General features: G+C 38.4%; 21 protein-coding genes. 10 read left to right on the forward strand and 11 right to left on the reverse strand.

Annotated features, from left to right (window positions below):
- Positions 1-27: 27 nt before the first annotated feature.
- Entirely contained in the window at positions 28-591 is a 564-nt protein-coding gene (locus RST01_RS07340; RefSeq protein WP_147195579.1) for an NADPH-dependent FMN reductase, read from the reverse strand.
- Between the two features lie 274 nt (positions 592-865).
- On the opposite strand from RST01_RS07340, the gene RST01_RS07345 reads away from it, so the two are divergent.
- The 5 genes from RST01_RS07345 (at position 866) to RST01_RS07365 (ending at position 5,149) form a co-directional block, all read left to right on the forward strand.
- Positions 866-1,942: a PseG/SpsG family protein gene (locus RST01_RS07345; protein WP_147195581.1), complete on the forward strand. Its 1,077-nt coding sequence runs from the start codon at positions 866-868 to the stop codon at positions 1,940-1,942.
- Between the two features lie 35 nt (positions 1,943-1,977).
- A complete protein-coding gene (locus tag RST01_RS07350; protein ID WP_066791567.1) occupies positions 1,978-2,169 on the forward strand; it encodes an SE1832 family protein in 192 nt (63 codons plus the stop codon).
- Between the two features lie 81 nt (positions 2,170-2,250).
- Positions 2,251-3,810 (forward strand): ribosomal protection-like ABC-F family protein, encoded by a 1,560-nt coding sequence (gene abc-f, locus RST01_RS07355; RefSeq protein ID WP_147195583.1) that lies wholly within the window; start codon positions 2,251-2,253, stop codon positions 3,808-3,810.
- A gap of 244 nt (positions 3,811-4,054) precedes the next feature.
- On the forward strand, positions 4,055-4,720 hold the full coding sequence (locus RST01_RS07360) for an O-methyltransferase (protein ID WP_147195585.1): 666 nt from the start codon (positions 4,055-4,057) through the stop codon (positions 4,718-4,720).
- 162 nt (positions 4,721-4,882) lie between these two features.
- A complete protein-coding gene (locus RST01_RS07365; protein WP_147195587.1) occupies positions 4,883-5,149 on the forward strand; it encodes a hypothetical protein in 267 nt (88 codons plus the stop codon).
- A gap of 121 nt (positions 5,150-5,270) precedes the next feature.
- Here the strand turns inward: RST01_RS07365 and RST01_RS15965 are convergent, their stop codons facing one another.
- Complete coding sequence (locus RST01_RS15965; protein WP_184117534.1) at positions 5,271-5,441, reverse strand: hypothetical protein; 171 nt, start codon at positions 5,439-5,441, stop codon at positions 5,271-5,273.
- 316 nt (positions 5,442-5,757) lie between these two features.
- On the opposite strand from RST01_RS15965, the gene spx reads away from it, so the two are divergent.
- Positions 5,758-6,162, forward strand: a complete 405-nt coding sequence (spx, locus tag RST01_RS07370) for a transcriptional regulator Spx (RefSeq protein WP_066791561.1) — start codon at positions 5,758-5,760, stop codon at positions 6,160-6,162.
- A 24-nt stretch (positions 6,163-6,186) separates the two neighbouring features.
- Complete coding sequence (locus RST01_RS07375; protein ID WP_066791559.1) at positions 6,187-6,612, forward strand: MarR family winged helix-turn-helix transcriptional regulator; 426 nt, start codon at positions 6,187-6,189, stop codon at positions 6,610-6,612.
- A 45-nt stretch (positions 6,613-6,657) separates the two neighbouring features.
- Here RST01_RS07375 and RST01_RS07380 read toward each other — a convergent pair whose 3' ends face one another.
- Complete coding sequence (locus RST01_RS07380) at positions 6,658-7,203, reverse strand: RNA polymerase sigma factor (RefSeq protein ID WP_066791557.1); 546 nt, start codon at positions 7,201-7,203, stop codon at positions 6,658-6,660.
- A gap of 157 nt (positions 7,204-7,360) precedes the next feature.
- Entirely contained in the window at positions 7,361-8,596 is a 1,236-nt protein-coding gene (locus tag RST01_RS07385) for a hemolysin family protein (protein ID WP_147195589.1), read from the reverse strand.
- Positions 8,597-8,742: 146 nt separating this feature from the next.
- On the opposite strand from RST01_RS07385, the gene RST01_RS07390 reads away from it, so the two are divergent.
- Positions 8,743-10,125 carry a dipeptidase gene (locus RST01_RS07390; protein WP_371859439.1) on the forward strand — a complete coding sequence of 461 codons (1,383 nt, stop codon included), beginning with the start codon at positions 8,743-8,745 and terminating at the stop codon, positions 10,123-10,125.
- Positions 10,126-10,170: 45 nt separating this feature from the next.
- Here RST01_RS07390 and RST01_RS07395 read toward each other — a convergent pair whose 3' ends face one another.
- Together RST01_RS07395 and RST01_RS07400 are read right to left on the reverse strand one after the other, a co-directional pair.
- Complete coding sequence (locus RST01_RS07395) at positions 10,171-10,740, reverse strand: nitroreductase family protein (protein WP_066791550.1); 570 nt, start codon at positions 10,738-10,740, stop codon at positions 10,171-10,173.
- A gap of 118 nt (positions 10,741-10,858) precedes the next feature.
- Complete coding sequence (locus RST01_RS07400) at positions 10,859-11,338, reverse strand: amidase domain-containing protein (protein WP_066791548.1); 480 nt, start codon at positions 11,336-11,338, stop codon at positions 10,859-10,861.
- Positions 11,339-11,515: 177 nt separating this feature from the next.
- Between RST01_RS07400 and RST01_RS07405 the strand changes: the two genes are divergently transcribed.
- Positions 11,516-12,538: a DUF2804 domain-containing protein gene (locus RST01_RS07405; RefSeq protein ID WP_066791546.1), complete on the forward strand. Its 1,023-nt coding sequence runs from the start codon at positions 11,516-11,518 to the stop codon at positions 12,536-12,538.
- Positions 12,539-12,555: 17 nt separating this feature from the next.
- Here the strand turns inward: RST01_RS07405 and RST01_RS07410 are convergent, their stop codons facing one another.
- Positions 12,556-13,311 (reverse strand): glycerophosphodiester phosphodiesterase family protein, encoded by a 756-nt coding sequence (locus RST01_RS07410; protein ID WP_147195593.1) that lies wholly within the window; start codon positions 13,309-13,311, stop codon positions 12,556-12,558.
- 89 nt (positions 13,312-13,400) lie between these two features.
- On the opposite strand from RST01_RS07410, the gene helD reads away from it, so the two are divergent.
- The gene (helD, locus tag RST01_RS07415) at positions 13,401-15,623 is read left to right on the forward strand and encodes an RNA polymerase recycling motor HelD (RefSeq protein WP_184117558.1); all 2,223 of its coding nucleotides are present in this window, start codon (positions 13,401-13,403) and stop codon (positions 15,621-15,623) included.
- 125 nt (positions 15,624-15,748) lie between these two features.
- On the opposite strand, the gene RST01_RS15970 is transcribed toward helD, so the two are convergent.
- The 4 genes from RST01_RS15970 to RST01_RS07430 form a co-directional block, all read right to left on the reverse strand.
- Positions 15,749-15,886 carry a hypothetical protein gene (locus tag RST01_RS15970; RefSeq protein WP_158512613.1) on the reverse strand — a complete coding sequence of 46 codons (138 nt, stop codon included), beginning with the start codon at positions 15,884-15,886 and terminating at the stop codon, positions 15,749-15,751.
- Positions 15,887-16,015: 129 nt separating this feature from the next.
- Positions 16,016-16,882, reverse strand: coding sequence for a GNAT family N-acetyltransferase (locus tag RST01_RS07420; protein ID WP_147195595.1), 867 nt, complete (start codon positions 16,880-16,882; stop codon positions 16,016-16,018).
- Positions 16,883-16,897: 15 nt separating this feature from the next.
- Complete coding sequence (locus RST01_RS07425) at positions 16,898-18,721, reverse strand: ABC transporter ATP-binding protein (protein ID WP_147195598.1); 1,824 nt, start codon at positions 18,719-18,721, stop codon at positions 16,898-16,900.
- Positions 18,714-20,444: an ABC transporter ATP-binding protein gene (locus RST01_RS07430; RefSeq protein ID WP_147195600.1), complete on the reverse strand. Its 1,731-nt coding sequence runs from the start codon at positions 20,442-20,444 to the stop codon at positions 18,714-18,716. The genes RST01_RS07425 and RST01_RS07430 overlap by 8 nt, the downstream gene beginning before the upstream one ends.
- Positions 20,445-20,792: the final 348 nt, after the last annotated feature.

Raw genomic sequence — 20,792 nt, forward strand, 5'->3', positions numbered from 1 at the left:
TGGCCCTAGTGGCCAAGGATTTTTTTATTAATGCTGGTCAATTGTTTCTTTCGGTAAATCTTTGCTTAGCTCGCAGTATTTGACGAAAACACGCGCCATTTCGCGAAGACGTTCGTGTACATTCTCATCGATAATTTTGTTATCTGAGTCAAAATGATCTCCGTGTGTATAAACGTAATTCGGTGTCACTAACGCACGGAAATAATCAAGAATAGGCTTTAGTTGGTTTTCCACAACTAAGTGATGTTGATAAGTCCCACCGTTTGCCACGATAGAAACTGGTTTATAGCGCAATGCTTTTGGATGTAAGAAATCAAATGTATTCTTTAAAACACCTGGGATAGACCCTTGGAAAATAGGCGTAGCCAGAATATAGCCATCTGCTTCCTCAATGGTTTTTACGAGTTTTTTCATATCATCATTATATTGATCAAATGGACGTCCATCCACAAATTGATGTTCAAAGTCTGCCAGATGTAGCTGAGATACTTCTAGCCCTTCATCCAATTCTTTGATATATTGTTCCACTTGCTCTAAAATGGCACCTGTTTTGCGGCCAAGAAGCGTGCCGTCGACAAGCAAAATCTTCATTTGTTGTTACCTCCAATTCGAAATTCCTATAGGTATTGTAACAAATACGACAGCCTAGTATAAGGTAGTATGCCTATAAAGCGAACAATTCAGTCTTTTGGCTGAATAAGTCGCTCTTTGGCATTTTTTATTTAGAAGTGGATATGATCAACATTTAAACAAATAAATTCGTAAGCTAGCACTCTTCAAAAAGTTCATCAATTACTAGAAATCTATACATATTACCTCTCCCTGTCCCATAAGTTGAATAGAGCGCTGAAAGGATGGGGATATAATGAACTACCAAAATAATGAAGAATCAATGAAAAAGACTGTTTTTGTTGGAGCTGTAACTTCGTGTATGAACCTATACCCAATTGAACGAATTGCAACGCTTGCTGCAATGTTTGATAAATCAAATACCAACTTGCTGATCAAACACGATCAACAAGCAATCGAATACTTAATCAATAAAGGCTTTAAACCCATTAGCTATCAAACTGAGAAAGAGTTAGTAGCAGAGCTGAAAAAACTCTCTCCTCAATTAGTGATATATGATGGTGGAAATTCAGAGGTTCCATTTGTAGAAGAATTGAAAGAATTCATACCAACTATCATTCATTTCGATGATTTTGGAGAGGGTGGTACTGCCGCGGATTGCGTCTTCCAAACACTTTACCAGGAAAAGCGTGAAAAGCTTCTCCCCCATTATTTAGTTGGACCTTCTTCTTATGTAGTGCCGAAGTCGTTGCAGGCCGTTCAGAAAAAAGCAAAAGAACCAGCGGACAAGCCGCATATAGTTGTCTCTATTGAAGGAAAAGATCCAGACAATACAAGCTATCGTGTGCTTCGGCATTTGCTCCAACTACAAATCCCGATTAGAATATCGGTCGTTGTCCAATCCAACTACAGCCATGCTGTGGATGAATTAAAACTAATGGCCTTAAGTCGTAAAAACATAAAAGTTATCCACAAGGATCATGCACTATACGAATTATTAGGTGAGGCGGACATTGTGATTTGTGGAGCAAAGTACACGCCATATAAAGTAGCGACAGTGGGCATCCCCTGCATTGTGGTATGCTATGACGAGCTAGAGATGCAGCATATTTTCCCGACAGAAGCCAATGGATTTATTAACTTGGGGCTTGGAAAGAAAATTAAGCAATCCCTCCTGCAAAATGCAGTAATGGAGTTTCTTTTACATGAAGGCAGACGTGAACATGCTATCCGCAAACAATTGAGCCATGATGTAGGTCGCAACAACCAATATATCCAATCCTTTATTAAAAGTTTTGGAAACGATCCATCAAATTCCCCTGGCTTTTTATCAGAAGAACAAGCCAAAAAAACAAGCGATATGATACAATAAAAAGAAGAACTACTTTATGCAAAAGGGGCTTTCATATGGCGACAAAAGAAGAACTATTATATACAATAGCCGAACTAAAAAGCGACTATATCCGCCAACAAGGTGACATTGAAAAGCTTGAAGCTACAGGATATCCACAAATGGTTGAAAAAGCTGAACAACGTCTCGCAGATATGGAGCAGCAGCTTGCAGAACTAAACAAAAAATTGGAATCTTATGAAGCATAAAGCGCCTGCATTGGGCGTTTTTTGCTGTGCTGATTCCACATTTCAATAGATATACAACATAAACGGAGGAAATTATAAACCATGATCTTAACAGTAGATAAACTAGGACATACATTTGGCGACCGCACCCTTTTCAAGGATGTTTCTTTCCGCCTTGTAGAAGGTGAACACGTAGGCCTTGTTGGTGCGAATGGTGTCGGCAAATCCACATTAATGAGCATACTAACAGGTGAGCTTATTCACGATACAGGACGTGTCGAATGGCTGCCAAACACACATTACGGATATTTAGACCAACACGCAGTATTAACACCAGGCAAAACAATGCGTGACACATTGCGCGATGCATTCCTTCCACTTTACAAAAAGGAAGAAGAAATGAATGAGATTGCCGCTAAAATGGCTGAAGCAACACCAGAAGAGCTAGAAGAACTTTTAGAACAAATGGCCACTATTCAAGATGCATTGGATGCAGGCGATTTTTATACATTAGATATGAAGATTGAAGAAGTAGCTCGTGGTCTTGGTCTTGATGCAATTGGCTTAGAACGTGACGTTACTGCCCTTTCAGGTGGTCAACGTACTAAATTATTGCTTGCAAAGCTGTTGCTTGAAAAACCAAAGGTATTGCTTCTAGATGAGCCTACCAACTATTTGGATGAAGAACATATTACGTGGCTAAGCAATTACTTGAAAAACTATCCAAATGCATTCTTATTAATTTCGCATGATACAGAATTTATGAACGGCATTGTGGATGTCATCTTCCATTTGGAGTTCTCTAAACTGACACGCTATACTGCCACTTATGAAAAATTCCTAGAGCTTGCGGAAATCAATAAACGCCAACATATTGATGCATATGAAAAACAACAGGAATTCATAAAAAAACAAGAAACATTTATCGCAAAAAACAAAGCGCGTTTTTCTACAACTGGCCGTGCGAAATCACGTCAAAAACAATTGGATCGCATGGAGAGAATCGATCGTCCTGAAACTGCGTCAAAACCTGAGTTCTTCTTTAAAGAATCACGTAGCTCTAGCCGCTATGTAGTAGAGGCTGAAAACTTATTGATCGGTTATGATAAGGACAAGCCCCTACTTCCACCTCTTACTTTCCAGGTAGAGCGTGGCGAAAAAATTGCGTTAGTAGGTATGAATGGTATCGGTAAATCTACATTATTAAAAACCATGCTAGGCAAAATACCAGCACTGGGCGGTAAAGTAGAACGTGGGGATTTCATCTTCCCTTCTTATTTCGAACAAGAAGTAAAAGCTGGGTCTCTTACACCGATTGATGATGTTTGGAATGCTTTCCCTTCATTAGAACAAGCAACAGTACGTGCATTGCTTGCGAAAACAGGACTTAAAAGCGAGCACATCTCTCGTCCGCTCAACCAACTAAGCGGTGGAGAACAAGCGAAAGTCCGTTTATGTAAACTCATGATGGAAGAAAGTAACTGGATGCTGTTTGACGAACCAACAAACCACTTAGACGTAGTTGCAAAAGAAGAATTGAAACGTGCTATGAAAGAATACAAAGGTACTATCGTTCTTGTCAGCCATGAACCTGAATTCTATGAGGGCTTAGTAACAAAAGTGTGGAACGTAGCCGAGTGGTTTGCGCAAGGACATCAATAATAGTTGGGCATTTTAAATTGGATAAATAAGAAAAAGACCACCTCTTAATATAGGGGGGTCTTTTTGTTTTAGTTCGCTTAGTTTCCATCCTCATTGGTTGTTCTTAATTATATAACTGTGCGGTAATATATATGTGTTATATTATTTTTAATCTTAAATATCATTAATGTTATACTAATATCTGTTTAATATTAATAATGTTATACTATTTTAGAACGAAAAATTTGCAAACGGGGATGATCATATGGAAAGAAGTGAAGCATGGAATAAGGTAGATGAATACTTTGGCAATAAATTATTGCCATTAGATTCAACTCTTGAACAAGTGTTATTAAAAAATAAAGAAGCAGATATTCCAGAAATTGATGTGTCACCTGCACAGGGGAAATTTCTATATTTATTAACTAAAATAAAAGCTGTTAAAAATGTATTAGAGATTGGTACTCTCGGTGGTTATAGCAGTATCTGTTTCGCACGCGCGCTTCCTGACCACGGTAAAGTGTATACCCTTGAAATTAGTCCTGACTTTGCAAAAGTAGCAAAAGAAAATATTCGCAATGCACAATGTGAACAAAAAGTAGAAGTGTTGGTAGGAGAAGCTCTCGATACATTACCAAAATTAAAAGCAGATGGCCTTTCGTTTGATTTATTTTTTATTGATGCCGATAAACAAAACAATCCACAATATTTGAAGTGGGCTTTGGAATTAGCAAATCCAGGGGCGCTTATTATTGCAGATAATGTCGTACGCGATGGCTTAGTTGTTGATGGAGAAAGCTGTGATGAACGGGTTCAAGGAGTACGAGAATTCGTTGATTTGTTGGAAAATAATCCTCGCTTAGAGTCTACTGCTATACAAACGGTTGGTAGTAAAGGTTATGACGGTTTTATTATGAGTGTTGTCAAATAAGTCACTTACAAAATAATATAAGGCTTCAATTATACATAACCCCGTTCATTTAGAACGGGGTTTATTTACCTCTCATCAAATTGTAATTTATATAAATGTTACTATCCACATTTACCTAAAATGTATATAATTACCTTATACGATAAGAGAGGAGCAATATTTATGAAAAATAATTCAGCAACAGGTTTGGGTTTATTATCATTACTAGTCTTTTTAATTTCCGCTTTATTATACCTTGTACCAACATTTATAGTAGGTGACTTATTTTCTAGACCTATAATAATAACAAGCGCAATAGTACTGCCGATTATAGGGCTTGTTTTTGGATTTAAAGGAAGTAATGGAGCATATAAAAGGTTAGGCATTGTAGGAAATCTTTTAGTATTACTTATTGCCGGAATTATCCCTGCTATTTCTACAATTTTTTAGATATCCTAAAATTTACCCCTAAAAGTTTAATTTACATTCTAACTTTTAGGGGATTCCCTACTAATAAAGTTATCAGAGAGCTATCCTATTTCCTTCTCTTCATTTCACCCTTACATCAACTTCAATATCTTTCTAAAAACCCTTTTCGAGCCTGTGTGTTGATTTTACCTTCACATTCGTCGCACCAAAATTTTTTATCACGATCTTTCTTACGTTCTTTATATTTCTTTGTACCTTCGATTAACTCAAAATCCTGTTTGCAAATAATACATGTGGTTGTATATGAAATCATGATTTTTTGTCTCCTCCAAAGAAATTTGTTAGAATTATCATACATTATTTGTTTCGAAAATAATATACAAATATATCCTATTTTGTTTCTGAAAGACCCATTAGTTATATTGAATAAATCAGAAACCCTCCAGTACTCATCTTGCTTATCCTTCTCTAACTCCCCTTTCATTGGTTACCTATACAATTTATGAACACTTTATGAATTTGCTCATTTTTTCGCAATTTTTCCTATTCTTTTGCCAAATCTCATTGACTTATATATATCTTACTGATAAGATATATATATAATAAAAAATGAGAAAGCGGGAAATGCTATGACTGTGACAATTTATACGCAAACTAGCTGTACATCATCGAAAAAGGCACTCAAATGGTTGAAGGAAAATGAAATTCCTTATACTGAAAAACGTATCACATCTGAGACACTAACACTTCCTGAGTTCAAACGGATTTTAAGTATGACAGAAGATGGAACTGATGAAATCATCTCAAAAAATTCAAAGGATTTTAAAAATCTGCGATGCGATGTAGAACAATTGTCGATTCAAGAGCTATATGATATTGTAAAAGACCATCCCAAAATGTTGCGCAGCCCTATACTGATAGATGAAAAAAGGCTTCAAGTCGGCTATAACGAAATGGACATCCGTCGCTTTATCCCACGTAAAGTGCGTGCATACGAGCTATATGAAATGCAACGCTTATCATATGAAATTTAATGCTATATGTCGGAGATGAAAATAATGAATGAAAAAAGAAGAGAGAGCATTACTTCCCTTTTTGAAATTGTATCTTCTTTAGAAAGAAAATGGGCAAATGAATGGAATAGCCAAAATTCAATAGGCTTGTCTAAGAGCCATATTTTTATATTAGACTTGCTGGACGCAGAGGGTCCTCTGCGTCCATCTACCCTTGCTGAGAAACTTCACGTTACTTCAGGCGGTGTGACTGTTCTCACTACAAAGCTGATCAAAGCAGGCTATATTATTAAAACGCAAAATACTACGGATCGCCGTGCGTCTCAGCTTGAGATTACTGAAACAGGACACCAGCTGTTAGAAACAGCCCATAATCATATTACTGCGATTGTTGATCGCATGTTTGGTATGCTCACAGAAGAAGAAATTCATTCTTTACGCAAAATCTTCGCCAAATGCTTATTAGGATAATAAAACACCCGATCAACTTTTGTTTGATCGGGTGTTTTTTAAGCTTTATGCTGGCAAGATGGCTTCAGCTGATGATTCATCTGACATTAAGATTTCTTTTAGACGTTGTTTAGCACGGAAAAGACGTGATTTCACTGTACCAATAGATACTTTCATTAATCCTGCGATTTCAACCAATGAGTACTGGTTAACATAGAAATATAAAAGTGTGTTGCGGTAAATCGTATCCAATTGATCAATCTTTTCTTGGACAATTTGAGAGATAACACCTTGCTCCACAACTTTTTCAGTAGAAGGCTCATTATTGGGAACCAAATCTAAAACAGGTACGTCTAATGTTTCAGGTTGACTCATCATATATTTGCTACGACGTACATTCTTGCGATAACGGTCGCGGAATGTATTCATGGCGATGGTTGTAAGCCAAGCTTTTACATGTTCCACTTCAGCCATATATGATTCATAACGTACTACTTTCACCCATACTTCTTGCATTAAGTCTTCTGCTTCTGCTTTATTGCGAGTTAGTTTTAAACATAAGTGATATATATAACGATTATATTCTTCATAGACATTTTCTAAAGTGTTCATTTTTATTTCCTCCGTTGGTGTTGCTTTGTTATTTATATTTTCGCAAATACAAAGCTTTCACTCTATCGGATTAACTTTCACTTACATTACAAACGTGTAAGGTTTGGGCAAATTTTTTGTAATACAGGATCTAGTGTGCAATTGAGACTCCTTTTTACTATTCCTCCTGCTTTTTCGTAATCGTGAGTTTTGTAATCCGATTATCCTCCACTTCATTGACCACAATATGCAGGTCCTGATAGTTAAACGCTTCGCCTGGTCCTGGAATATGCAAGCTTAATTCCAAAACAAACCCACCTACTGTCTCATGGTCCTGCGGGATATCCACATCAAAAAGGAGATTAGCTTCTTCAATTTCCAACCGACCATTACATATGAGAACATCTTCGGTCATTTTATAAACGAGAGATTCTTCTTCCTGGTCAGATTCATCCTCTATTTCTAATCCAATCATTTCTTCTATTAAATCCTCATTCGTAATAATTCCTAATGTGCCTCCATATTCATCCAATACAATTGCCATATGTTTCTTTTTAGTAAGCATGAGCGTAAAAACCTTCTCAATACTTACGGTTGACACTACATATAATGGATCGGAGTCGATAAAATCCATGAGTTTTCGCTTAGGGTCTAAAGACCACTCCACAAATTTCTGAGCATAAAACAACCCGACAATCTGATCCATGCTATCTTCATAAACGGGATAGCGCGTAAAGGAATACTCTAATAAGATGTCCCTTACTTCTTCAAACTTCGCTTCAACTGGCAAGCCGATAACATCAGTCCGGTGTGTACCTAATACATCTGATACCGCTTTATCTGGAAAATCCAGTACTTCTTTTAAACGCACTGATTCAATCTCGTCAAATGCGCCTTCAGTAGAGGCAAAATCGACCATTCCACGGAATTCTTCCTTCGTCAATGTAGCCTCTGTTACAGCACCATTAGAGAGAATACGTATGAACATATTGGTAAAGCCTTGCACAATCCAAGTGATCGGTCTAAGGATTTTCACACACAGCGCAATAAAAGGCGCTACCACATATGCTAGGCGATCCGCAAAAGTGACTGCAATCGTTTTCGGCAAGACCTCGCCGAAAATGATAATGATGATAGTTAGGACAGTCGTCGCAACAGATATTTGCCATCCATGCCTTAGAGCAATGATTGTTAGCAAAGTCGGCATTAAAATATTTACTGTATTATTAATAATTAAAATGGTCGTAATCATTCGATCAGGTTGTGAAATTAAAAGGTTTAATTTTTGTGACATGCGATCCCCTTGATTCGCACGCAACTGGACTTTTATTTTATTGATCGCTGTTAAAGCCGTTTCACTTCCTGAAAAGAAAAAGGAAATAAGCAAACAAATAATTAAGCCTAAAAAATCCAATACAATTCCTCCCATTATATATCCTCGTACATTTATATTACCCAATATACCATTATTTAGTTGCAATCATTTTCTGATTCATTAGCGAAAAGCAGTTATATGCTATAATTGCCATGGTATTGAATATTCAGAAAAGGGTGATCCATGTGAAAAAAGAAAATGTGCTAGATAGTTATTTTGCAGAGCATCGTGAACAACACCTTGAGGAGTTAAAGCAATTTTTGTCAATCCCTAGCATTAGTTCTCTATCAGAACACAAAAATGATATGAAAGATTGTGCTAGTTATCTAGGAAACTTAATGAAAGAAGCTGGGCTAGAGCATATTACTATTAATGAAACAGCCGGCCACCCTGTTGTAACTGGTGATTGGCTACATGCGGAAGGAAAACCAACGATTCTTGTTTATGGCCATTATGATGTACAGCCAGTTGATCCTTTAGAATTATGGGAAAGCGATCCATTCAAAGCTGAAGTCCGCGAGAATAAACTATATGCCCGTGGTTCAAGCGATGACAAAGGCCAAGTATTCATGCATGTAAAAGTGATCGAAGCCTTTATAAAGGAACAAGGCGAGCTTCCTGTAAATGTGAAATTCCTGATAGAAGGAGAAGAAGAAATCGGAAGCGTTCATCTCCCAGACTTTGTAGATTCGAATAAAGAGAAGCTGGCCGCTGATTTAGTCTTAATTTCAGATACTGCCCTTTATGCGCCTGGCCGTCCAGCGGTTTGTTATGCACTTCGTGGATTGACAGGTGTCCAAATTGATGTGCGCTCAGCAAGTGGTGACCTGCATTCCGGCATCTACGGTGGTGGCATACAAAATTCCATTCATGCATTGGTGGAACTTCTTGCATCATTCCATGACAAACATGGGACTATTCAAGTCGATGGATTTTATGATAAGGTGCGTCCGATTACAGATGATGAAAAAGCCGCTTACGCTGTGTTAGACTTTGATGCAGAAGGCGCGAAGAAGGAAGCTGGCGTGAAAGAATTGTTTGGTGAAACGGACTTCACTTACCTAGAACGGACATGGGCACGCCCAACATTAGAAATAAACGGTGTATATGGTGGATTCTCTGGCGAAGGTATTAAAACAGTCATCCCTGCAACAGCAGGTGCGAAGATTACATGTCGTTTAGTACCAGACCAAGATCCATATGAAATAGTTAAACAGCTACGTGCACATATTGAAAAACACAAGCCTGCTGGTGTTGACATCACTATTACAGAATTTGATAAAGGTAAACCATTTATTACACCGCTCGAACATCCATATATTCAAGCAGCTGGTCGTTCATATGAAACACAGTATGATGCCAAAACTGCGTATATACGTGCAGGTGGTTCGATTCCGATTGTTGCCGCATTCGACGAAATATTAAATACACCCGTCATTATGATGGGATTCGGCTTGTCTACGGAAAACTTCCATGCACCAAATGAACATTTCCATTTGGATAACTTTGATAAAGGACTTCGTGTAGTAAGTGACTATTTTGAAGAGATAGCAAATATAGAAAAGTAATTCAAAATAAAAACCAACATCTCTCTAAGGAGACGTTGGTTTTTTCTATTTAAAAAATGTGACAATTTCTTCAGCCGATTTGCGCGGCTTTTCTTTTGGAATATCATCAAAATAACCAAATTGGAGCATGCTGATAATCCGTTCTTCCGGTTTAACACCTAATGCTTCTCGGAATTTTGGATTGTCTAACCAATTAGGCGTCTTCCAACAAGCGCCGATACCTAAATCCCAAGCAAGCAATTGCATATTTTGAATAAAGCCGCTTGCTGCTGCAAAATCTTCATAGCGTTCTTTCTGGCGTACATCTTGTGGAACAATCACAAAAGCATATGCACCTGGAGTTGTAAACTTAAGCATCTTTTTATTGATTTCTTCCTCCGTCAGTTCCTTCCAATTCGGCACTGCAAAGTCACGAATCACGCTCATCAAGGAATCCATAGCTGTACCAATTGAAACTACCAAACGCCATGGTTGGCGATTGCCGTGGTTAGGCGCCCAAACGGCTGTATCAATAATATTCATTAAATCTTCTTGATCTACCGGCTGGCCATTGAATAGTTTTATGGAACGACGATTGCGGATTGCTTCCTTAACCGATAAAGACTGTTCTGTCATCATAATCACTCCTCTATTGCAATTAAGTATATTGTTCTAATTTAATATACTTGTATGTATATTATTCCTTTTTAACTTACCACAAACTAGCATATATTGAAACGGCTCAACTACTAGATTATTCGACTGAAATTTGATAAAAATAATATTTAATGTTTGGTGTATATGCACTGGAATCCTCATAAGTCCAGAGACGATGATAGCTGTCCGAAGAATGAGCATTTACATAAGGCACGCCATTAACAATACTTGTTACAATCAATGAGTGGTTAATAACACCATCGCCCTCAAAATCGATGAAAATGAGATCCCCTAGCTTCAAATCACTGGCACTATCTACCCTCTTGCCTCGAAGCCCCTTTTTTGAGGAAGCCACATACGAACGAAGCGCATTGGCTGTACTCCAGCTATAGCTCCAATTGCCTTTCTTTACCCACCAGCCCTTTGCTCGATTAGGAGCACCTGTCATAGGAGCACCTCCTGCAAACAAACATTGAGAAATAAAATTGGAACAATCATCATTAAATTGTGGGAATGCAGGATTCCGACGATTCCACCAAGTATTTGCATAATCAACAGCTGCTTGCCTGTTATACATTTAATATACCTCCTATTTAACTTTATGAATCAAAACTCTCTATGATTTCTTGAGAGGCGACGATACTCACACTTTTTTGGTATACTGGAAACAACTTGTTTTTATTGTCCTTTACTACTTGAGAACTCTCGTAAGCTTTCTATTACTCTTGATTTTACGTTTGAAAGGATGTTTGAATTGACTCAGCATGCAGAAAAAGAAATTGTGGATGCAACACTCCTATGCGATCAAAAAGGCAACCTCAACCCTGCGGCGATTGGTTATGCCAAAAAACCTATTATTCTAGGCAATCTGAAGGGTCATTTTATGCGTAAGAAGAAGTGGAATAATTGGTACATATTTGGTGATGACATCTTATTCGCTACCTCCATTATTCACTTAGATTACGCTGTGATTTGTTCTGTTCGTTTTTTAGAATATGAAACACAGCGTTTTTGCGAAAAGATTGTGACCATTCCGCTTGGAAAAAAACTGAAAATGCCTGAGCGCGTGCTAGAAACAGTACATTTGAATAATGAAGAATTAAAACTTCAATTATTGTTTTCGAATGGCGAAACGCATATGACGGTAACGATTCCCAATTTTGAAGGTGACCTTTTGCATGCAGATTTAGTAATAAAACATCAGGTAGAGGATGAATCATTAAACGTCGTAGTGCCATGGAATCGCCAAACATTCCATCTAACAGCTAAACACCTCTCACTTCCTGTCAATGGCTATGTAAAGTTAGACAGCAAGAGTTATACGTTTAATGAAGAAGATTGTTTCGCTGTCTTAGATTTCGGGCGTGGTGTATGGCCTCGAAATACAGCATGGAACCGTGCAATGGCCTCCCAAAAATGCAGAGGACATCGTATCGGATTAAATCTCGGCGGCTTGTGGACAGATGGCACAGGTATGACGGAAAACGCATTTTTCCTTGATGGCAAATTGCATAAAATACATGAGGATGTCATCTTCCATTACAATAAATCGGATTACATGGAGCCATGGCAAATTCATACGCGTTTTACTGATGATGTACAGCTTTCATTTACACCTTTTTTTGAAAGAGAAGATAGCAAGGACTTGAAGTTAGTGACATCTTCACTCCACCACATGGTCGGTTATTATAACGGTCAAATTCGGCTTGAAAATGGTCGTTGCATGAAGATCCAGCAGATGCTTGGAACAGTAGAAGAACATATTGCCAAATGGTAATCGGAAAGAGTGGGCTCTTACTCGTAAGAACTCTCTTTTTTCGTTTGGTATTTTTTTTCGTAGGCATGGCGATACATTTTCTCAGGCTCATCAGTAAAAATAGCATCAACACCTAGATCCTCTAATAAATCATAATCAGCTGTTCGGTTGACTGTATAAACTCTAACGCGATTGCCTAGTTCAATCGCCTTTTTCACTGCATTGCGTTTGGCTGCTATCAAAGAAACATGTAGAGTACTACTCCCTGCCATCTGTCCATATTCACTTAAGTTGATTAAAACCTTTGAAAATAGAAGGCCTACCTCATTAGGTATTGCTTTTTCAAGCAATCTTTCAAGAATTTCATGATCAAATGATGAATAAATGATTCTCTCCGCCATGTCGTGTTCTAACACGGTTTGAAGGACATCTTCTTCTAAACCGGGGTAGCTATAAACATCTGTTTTCAACTCAATATTTATCATATGATGAGTTACACGAAAAATGTCTAATACTTCATGGAGAGTGGGTATTTGTTGGCCTGCGAACTGTTCCCCTTTCCATGAACCAAAGTCATAGCTACGAAGCTCTGCAAAATCCATTTCATGAATAAATCCCTTCCCATTGGAAGTTCGATTAATCTTTTCATCGTGATGTACGACTAGCACGCCATCTTTTGTCCGATGAACATCTAATTCAACACCATATATTGGGATCTTCGCTGCTTCTTTAAAAGCTAGAAGGGTATTTTCCGGGAAATAGCGCGAAGCGCCACGATGCGCAAAAATATCCAATTGTTTTACCTCCGTATATCATTATTTTTCTCACAAAGTTATTTTCTTATATAATAATCAGTACCTATTTAAGCAAAAAGGGGGTCCTTATTTTGGCAAAACATCCGGATTTCAACGAAGAAGAACAACATCTTTCTTATACGAAATATTATATGCAGAAGCTACTAAATGAATCAGAAAGTGAGCTTGAAGCTGCCCAAGCAAATCTTCGCTCTGCAATGTCCGATTTGGAATATCTCGATTCCAGTCTTAGCTACCAAAATATATTAACCAACACGAGGTTCTTTGATATGGCAAAGAACCAAAAAGAAGGACTCGAAGCGATAAAACAAAAACCCTATTTTGCGCGAATTCATTTTCAAAAGGAAAATGAGCCTGCAGAGAAGCTATATATAGGTAAGACCTCTCTCTTTGACCGAGATTCACAAGAACCGATTATTGTAGATTGGAGATCACCTGTTGCCAATGTTTATTATGATGGACGTTTAGGTGACCTTACCTATATGGTAAATGATGAAGAATTGAAGGGCCATCTCTTTTCAAAGCGCCAGTACAAAATTGAAAATGGCAAGCTGCTGGATGTCCGCGATATTGATCTGACAACAAACGATGAACTGTTACAGGATGCGCTTGCTGGAAAAGCAGATGTACGCTTAACAGAAATCGTGTCGACCATCCAAGCGGAGCAGAATGAAATCATTCGGGCACATTTAAAGCAGCCTATTCTTGTCCAAGGCGCAGCGGGTAGTGGAAAAACTACGATAGCCCTTCACCGTATTTCTTATTTCTTATATACAATGGGCGAACATTTTAAACCACAGAATTTAATGATTTTGGCGCCAAACCGTCTATTTATAGACTATATAGCGGATGTACTGCCAGAGCTTGGTGTAGGACAAATTTGTCAAACGACCTTTGCAGAGTATGTACAAAAGGCCACAAACATCAAGGTTAAAATTCAAAACGCTAATGAACAGTTGGAGAATGCCATCCATAGTGTAGAGGAATACAGCTGGATTACAAGAATGAAAGGCACGATGCAATATCTTGAAATAATGGATTGTTATATTAAGAAACTTGAATGGCAAATAGCAGACCAATTTGAGGATATTTATATTGAAAAATTCCGCATGATGAAAGCATCAAACCTACGCAGACTTTTTTTAGAAGACTATCAATATATGCCCATAGAAAAAAGGCTCGCGAAAATTCGTTCTGTTTTACAAAACCATATTCGCCAAAAGAAAAAGCAGCTGATTTACACATTAAAAAAACGCTACGATGATATATTAGATCGCTCCATCTTTGGCATCCGGGATGATGCGAAACGAAAAGAAGTTGTCACCAAATGGATCGATGAGCGTGATGAGCGACTACCGCAAGTCGAGAAAGAAGCAAAGACTGTTGTTTCCCGTTATATGAAACGCTTTGATAAATACAAGATTAAAGTGCTTTACCGTACATTTTTAACAGACCCAGTACTTCTGCAGGAATTAGCTCCAAGCTTTACGAAGGAAATGCAGGAGCAGTTCTTAAAAGCGCACGAGAAGGAAACTTGGACATTGGAAGACCTTGCTGCGCTGTACTATTTACACGCCCGTATTAAAGGCGTTAAAGATGAATGGAAAATGAAAGTTGTCTTCATTGACGAAGTACAGGATTATAGCTTGTTCCAGCTAGCTGCTTTAAAAGAAGGCTTAGAGACTGACATGTTTACAATGGTCGGTGATCTTGCACAAGGAATTCACAGTTACCGATCTCTCACTGAATGGGACCCTGTACGTGAACTTTTTCCCCGCGCAAGCTATAAGACATTGCAAAAGAGTTATCGAACAACTATTGAAATTATGAATGTTGCCAACGAAGTGCTTCAGCAAATGGACGAGGACCTTCCCCTCGTTGAACCTGTTGTGCGGCATGGAGAAGAGCCCGCTTTCCATCCAATGGAGAAATGGGAGCCTAAACAACTAGCGGAATTGTATGAAGAAATCAGAGGTAATGGTCATCGCTCCATTGCATTGATTTGCAAAACGGCGGAGGATGCCAAGAAAGCAGCGAAGGTACTTTCAAAAGAAGGCCTACATATTCAGACACTAGAGGAGTCATCAGCCATCGATCCAGATGCGCTACTTATTGTCCCAAGTTATTTATCAAAGGGACTAGAGTTCGATGCCGTTATCATTGCTGCGATTGACGAAGCCTTTTATGATACAGCACTTGATCGTAAGCTTTTATATGTGGCACTTACACGCGCCATGCATGAGTTACATTTGGTTGCTCCTAAAAAGAAAGATCTACTATTAGAAGACTAATCTATAGATTACTTTTAATAAGTTGCCTAATTTAGTTAAATGAGCGTTCCTTAAGTTAAAAATAAGGCTACATCTGAGTATACAGATGTAGCCTTAATTCATTCACAAGCTTTCTTTTTGCAGGTTTACTTTCGATTAGGAATAGGATAATAGCTCTTTTTTAAGCGAGTTTTAACTGGTCTAAAATGCAATACTTTGCCAAGTACATGGCTTAATAAATTTTTGTGTCCGCCTTCCGCTTTACGCAATGCAGGTAGCCTCATACCAAAAACCCCCTAAAAGCATGTGATAGTCCATCTTATGAAGACTCTTACCCAAAGTATATCCCATTTAACCCTTTTTAGTGTTAATTTTAACCTAAAATTTACAGAACATTTATAATATATTTTATATTACTTATTGTTTTTCACAAAATAATCAATCTGCTGGATGATAGTAAAATCATTGTTCTGATAAATGCGTAGTGCGTTTTGATTTTCTACTTCTACATCTAAAAGGACAGATTCCATCCCTTTTTCAGAAGCTTTATGTCTTACCCATTGCAAGACTTCAGAGCCTATCCCTCTTTTTTGATGTTCTTCTCCCACTACAAATGCAGTAATCCAAAGACTTTCTCTTTCTTCTGCCAGCGTCACAGTCGCAACGCTCTCATCCAACTCATCTACCATGTATAGCATTCGGCCTTCTGTATTTGTATTATAGTAGATCAGCTCTTCCGTCTCTTCAGGTAAATCTGAAAAGCCCTCTTGCATAAGTGCTATGACCTTATTCTTGTCATCTTCTTTATATGGTCGGATGGTTCTATTCCAATTTTCTGGATGATGTTGGGGCAATGCCTGTAGCGTTGCTTCTGCCGAACTAAAGTCATAACCCAGTTTTTCTAAAAATAAAGCACTCGCTTCTTCATGATAAGCAACTGCCATATCGCCCATCGCACCTCTTTCAAGAAGGGCATTAGCGAATGCTTGGAAAATGGCTGTTCCAATTCCGATTCGCCGGAATTGCGGATGAACTGCTATTGACCATTCATATGTGTTGAAGCCAAACATATCGCTTGCGCATAAGACGCCGAGCAATTGGTCCTGTTCATTATATGCCAGTATCATAAACCCTTTGCATTCAGCATTCTTCCAAAGATCCTCTTTCATTAATAGCGACAGATCTTTATTTAATTCCTGAGATGCTTCTAGTAAATCTTTGACCTCTTGAATTGTCTCATCATCTACGGGATAAGTTGCCCTCATTACGTATATATCCATAAGTTTCCTTGTCCCCTATTCATTATTGTTTTGCAGCATCTGATAAAATATGCCTTTTTTCTGAATTAATTCTTGCCTGCTGCCTGACTCTACTAATTGTCCTTGCTCCATTACAAATATAACATCGGCTTTCTTCACCGTATTTAATCGATGGGCAATGACGAAACTTGTGCGTCCTTCCATCAACCGTTCAAGCGCTTCTTGTATTTCTAATTCTGTAACCGTATCAATGCTGCTTGTTGCCTCATCTAGCAATAGTATAGACGGTCCTGCTACAAGGGCTCTAGCAATTGAAAGCAATTGTTTTTGACCTTGGCTGATTTCACCGCCATCCATTGCTAATTCCGTGTTATATCCATCTGGTAAAGACATGATAAAATGATGGGCATTTGCTCTTTTGGCCGCTTCTATTACCTCTTCATCTGTTGCATCCAAATTTCCATACCGAATGTTTTCCATAATGGTTGCTTGGAATAAGAATGGCTCCTGCAGGACAAATGCCATCTGGCTTCGTATCGTTTCTCTTGCATAGGAAGAGATAGGGGCTCCATCTATCAGAATGCTGCCTTCTTGAGCTTCATAAAAGCGGGCAAGAAGCTGCATAATCGTTGTCTTCCCTGCCCCGGTAGCACCAACAAGCGCCGCTGTCTGACCCTCTTTCACATGAAAATTGATATGCGATAATGTGTACGCTGCTTCTTCTGCATTATATTTAAAAGAGACATCTTTAAAACGAACATCTCCCTGAATCTTTTTATACGGCTGATGTTTTGCTTCATCTTGCTCATCTTCTTCATCCAAAATGACGAAAACTCGCTCTGCTCCGGCAATCGCAGATAAAATATTGTTAAATTGGTTAGCTAAATCATTTAAAGGCCTTGTAAATTGGCGTGCATATTCCGCAAAAACGACAATGGTACCAATCGAAACATATCCATTATAAGCAAGAATACCACCAGCGCCAGCCACGATCGCAAAGCTTGCGTTATTCAGGAAATTCATCACTTTTGGAATCGCTCCAGAATACACATTTGCCCAGTAGCCAATACGCCGCAATTCACTGGATCTTTCTGTAAAGTCTTCAATCACACGCTCCTCCTGAGAGAAGGCTTTTACGATACGTTGACCTGAAATCGTTTCTTCAATCATTCCATTCAGCATACCGAGCGCCTCTTGCTGCCTTTTAAAGAGTCTTCCCGTCCGCCGTGTAATGAAGCGGGTGGAAACAAACATGATGGGAATAATCACCATCGTAAGGAGCGTTAGGAGGGGGCTCATCGAAACCATGACAACCACAGTACCTATCAATATCAATGTACTCGAGAATACTTGAATAAAGGTGCTGTTAAGCGTTGAACTAATATTATCTATGTCATTGGTCATCCGGCTCATTAAATCTCCATGCTGCCGTTGGTCGAAAAACGAAATGGGCAGTCTTTGGAGTTTTGAAAAAAGACCTGTACGCATGCGATACACTGTTTGTTGAGCGATGCCAATCATCCAATAATTTTGTAAAAACAGAGACAGAGACAAGCCAACGTATACAGCGACAAGAATGCCAATGATAGATTTGAGTCCGCCGTATCTCTTTTCTACAAGATAATCATCTATGATTTTTCCAATCAAGTAGGGGCCGAGCAAGGATAGAATCGAGCTAACGATGACCATGAGTAGCACGAAGATCAGCAACCCGCGCTGTTCATCCACTAGCTTCCAAATGCCGCCTAGTGTCCTACGCCAATTGGCCGCTTTTGAACCTTTTTTCTTTTTGGAGGATTGAATTTCTTCTTTTGTTAAAACAGGCTCATACATATAGGACCGAAACCAATTTTTAATCATTATATTTCTCCCCCTCTGCTTGAGACCTGACGATTTTGCTATAGAGCGTTGAGCTGCCCAGCAATTCTTGATGTGTACCGAAGGCAGCTACCGCCCCATTGTCTAGCAGTAGAATACGATTCGCACCTCTCGCTGTTTGGATTTTTTGAGTAATGACAAGCATCGTAGCAGATATGGTGTCGAGTTCTTCCCATAATGCTGCTTCCGTCTTTACATCGAGAGCACTTGTACTATCATCGAATAAAAGAATAGGAGACTTCCGTAAAATGGCTCTAGCGATGGATAAACGCTGTTTCTGTCCACCCGAAAGATTGACGCCTTTTTGTCCCACTCTTGTTTGATATTTGTTTGGGAAACGTGTGACGGACGTATGGATTTGGGCTTGAACAGCAGCTTTCTCTATATCTTCCTGCGTAGCCGTTGTTGCGCCCCACCTCATATTTTCAGCAATTGTTCCTGTGAACAACAAAGATTGCTGTGGTACGTATCCTAGGTATTGACGTAGCTCTTCTGCCTTCCAATCAGTAATATTACGACCATTCACAAAGATTTCACCTTCTGAACAATCATAGAATTTTAGAAGCAATTGAAAAATAGTTGATTTTCCAGAACCTGTTGCACCCATGATGGCAATTTTTTCGCCCTTTCTGCATGTGAAAGAAATATTTTGTAAGGCATATGTTGTTGTGCCTGGGTAATGGAAAGATACATTTTTGAATTCAATAACGTCGTCCTTATCTTCTTTTAATACATCGTTATATGGTATTTTTTCTTTTGGCATGTCTTCAGCCAAGAGGATTTCTTCCATGCGATCAGCAGATGCCTTTGCTCTTGAAAAGAGCATAATAATGAACGAAAACATCGAAAAGGAACCTGTTAGGCGCATGGTATAATTGACAATTGCCGCCAAGTCACCAATCTTTGCATGTCCAGTACTCACTTTCCCTGCTCCAAACCATAAAACCGCCAGTAATGCGATATTCATAACGATTAATAAAATGGGTTGGATATACTCCATCAAACGCAAAGCCTTTGATGTATCATGTTTTAAAAGGAATGCTGCTTTTTCAAAACGTGACCCTTCATATTTCCCTCTAAAATAGGCTTTAATTAAACGAATCGCCTGAAGGTTTTCTTGAATCATTGTATTAATCCTGTCTACACGCTTTTGTACCGCTGAGAATTGCTTGATGCTTTTTTTCACCATAAGATACATGAATATCAGCAAAAAAGGTACACCTACAACAAGATACAGAGCAAGCGATGGATTGATATAAAAAGCCATAATTAAACTACCAATAACGACCAAAGGAGTCCGCAACATAACACGTAAGCTCATAAAAAATACTTGCTGTACTTGTGTGACATCATTCGTCATCCGAGTGATAAGGCTAGCAGTCGGAAAGCGCAAAAACGTTGTCATGCTAAAGGATTGTACTTTACGAAACAAAGCTGTACGCAAATCAAATGCAAGATTCTGTGCAGCATACCCTGAGAAAAAGGAATTAATAATCCCAGCAAAAAAGGCAAGTAACGCAAGCAATAGCATAATGGTGCCCCAAAACCAAATGGTATGTATATCGCTCTCAACAATTCCTTCATCAATAATTTTCCGAATAAGCAGTGGCTGTGCCAACTCAACCATTAATTCAATGAGCATCAATAAAAGCGCGATGCTAGCCGGCACTTTATAAGCTTTAATGAAGCCAATAATAGTTTTCACTATTAATCTCCTCCCTTCTTTTCTAGAGTTTTATTTATTATCACATAACTGTTCGATTTACGAAATAAAATTGATTTTACATTTTAAAGCGACACAATAAGCAATTTATTAATAACATATGTATAATGAGTAAGTTAAATATACCTATTCATAACTCTTCTTTATACCCCCTTATAACCAACCACTTACCTTTAAGTAAAACCAAATGTCTTACATTTCGGGATATATATTTTAATTCTCCTATGCGAAGGCACAAAAAAAATACTTTTCTCTAAATACCCTGTTACTAATGACTTATACCTTTCAATTTACTATAATAGAAAATATAGAAATTCCAAGGAGAAATAT

It is taken from the genome of Rummeliibacillus stabekisii (assembly GCF_007988965.1).
Taxonomy (GTDB): Bacteria; Bacillota; Bacilli; order Bacillales_A; family Planococcaceae; genus Rummeliibacillus; species Rummeliibacillus stabekisii.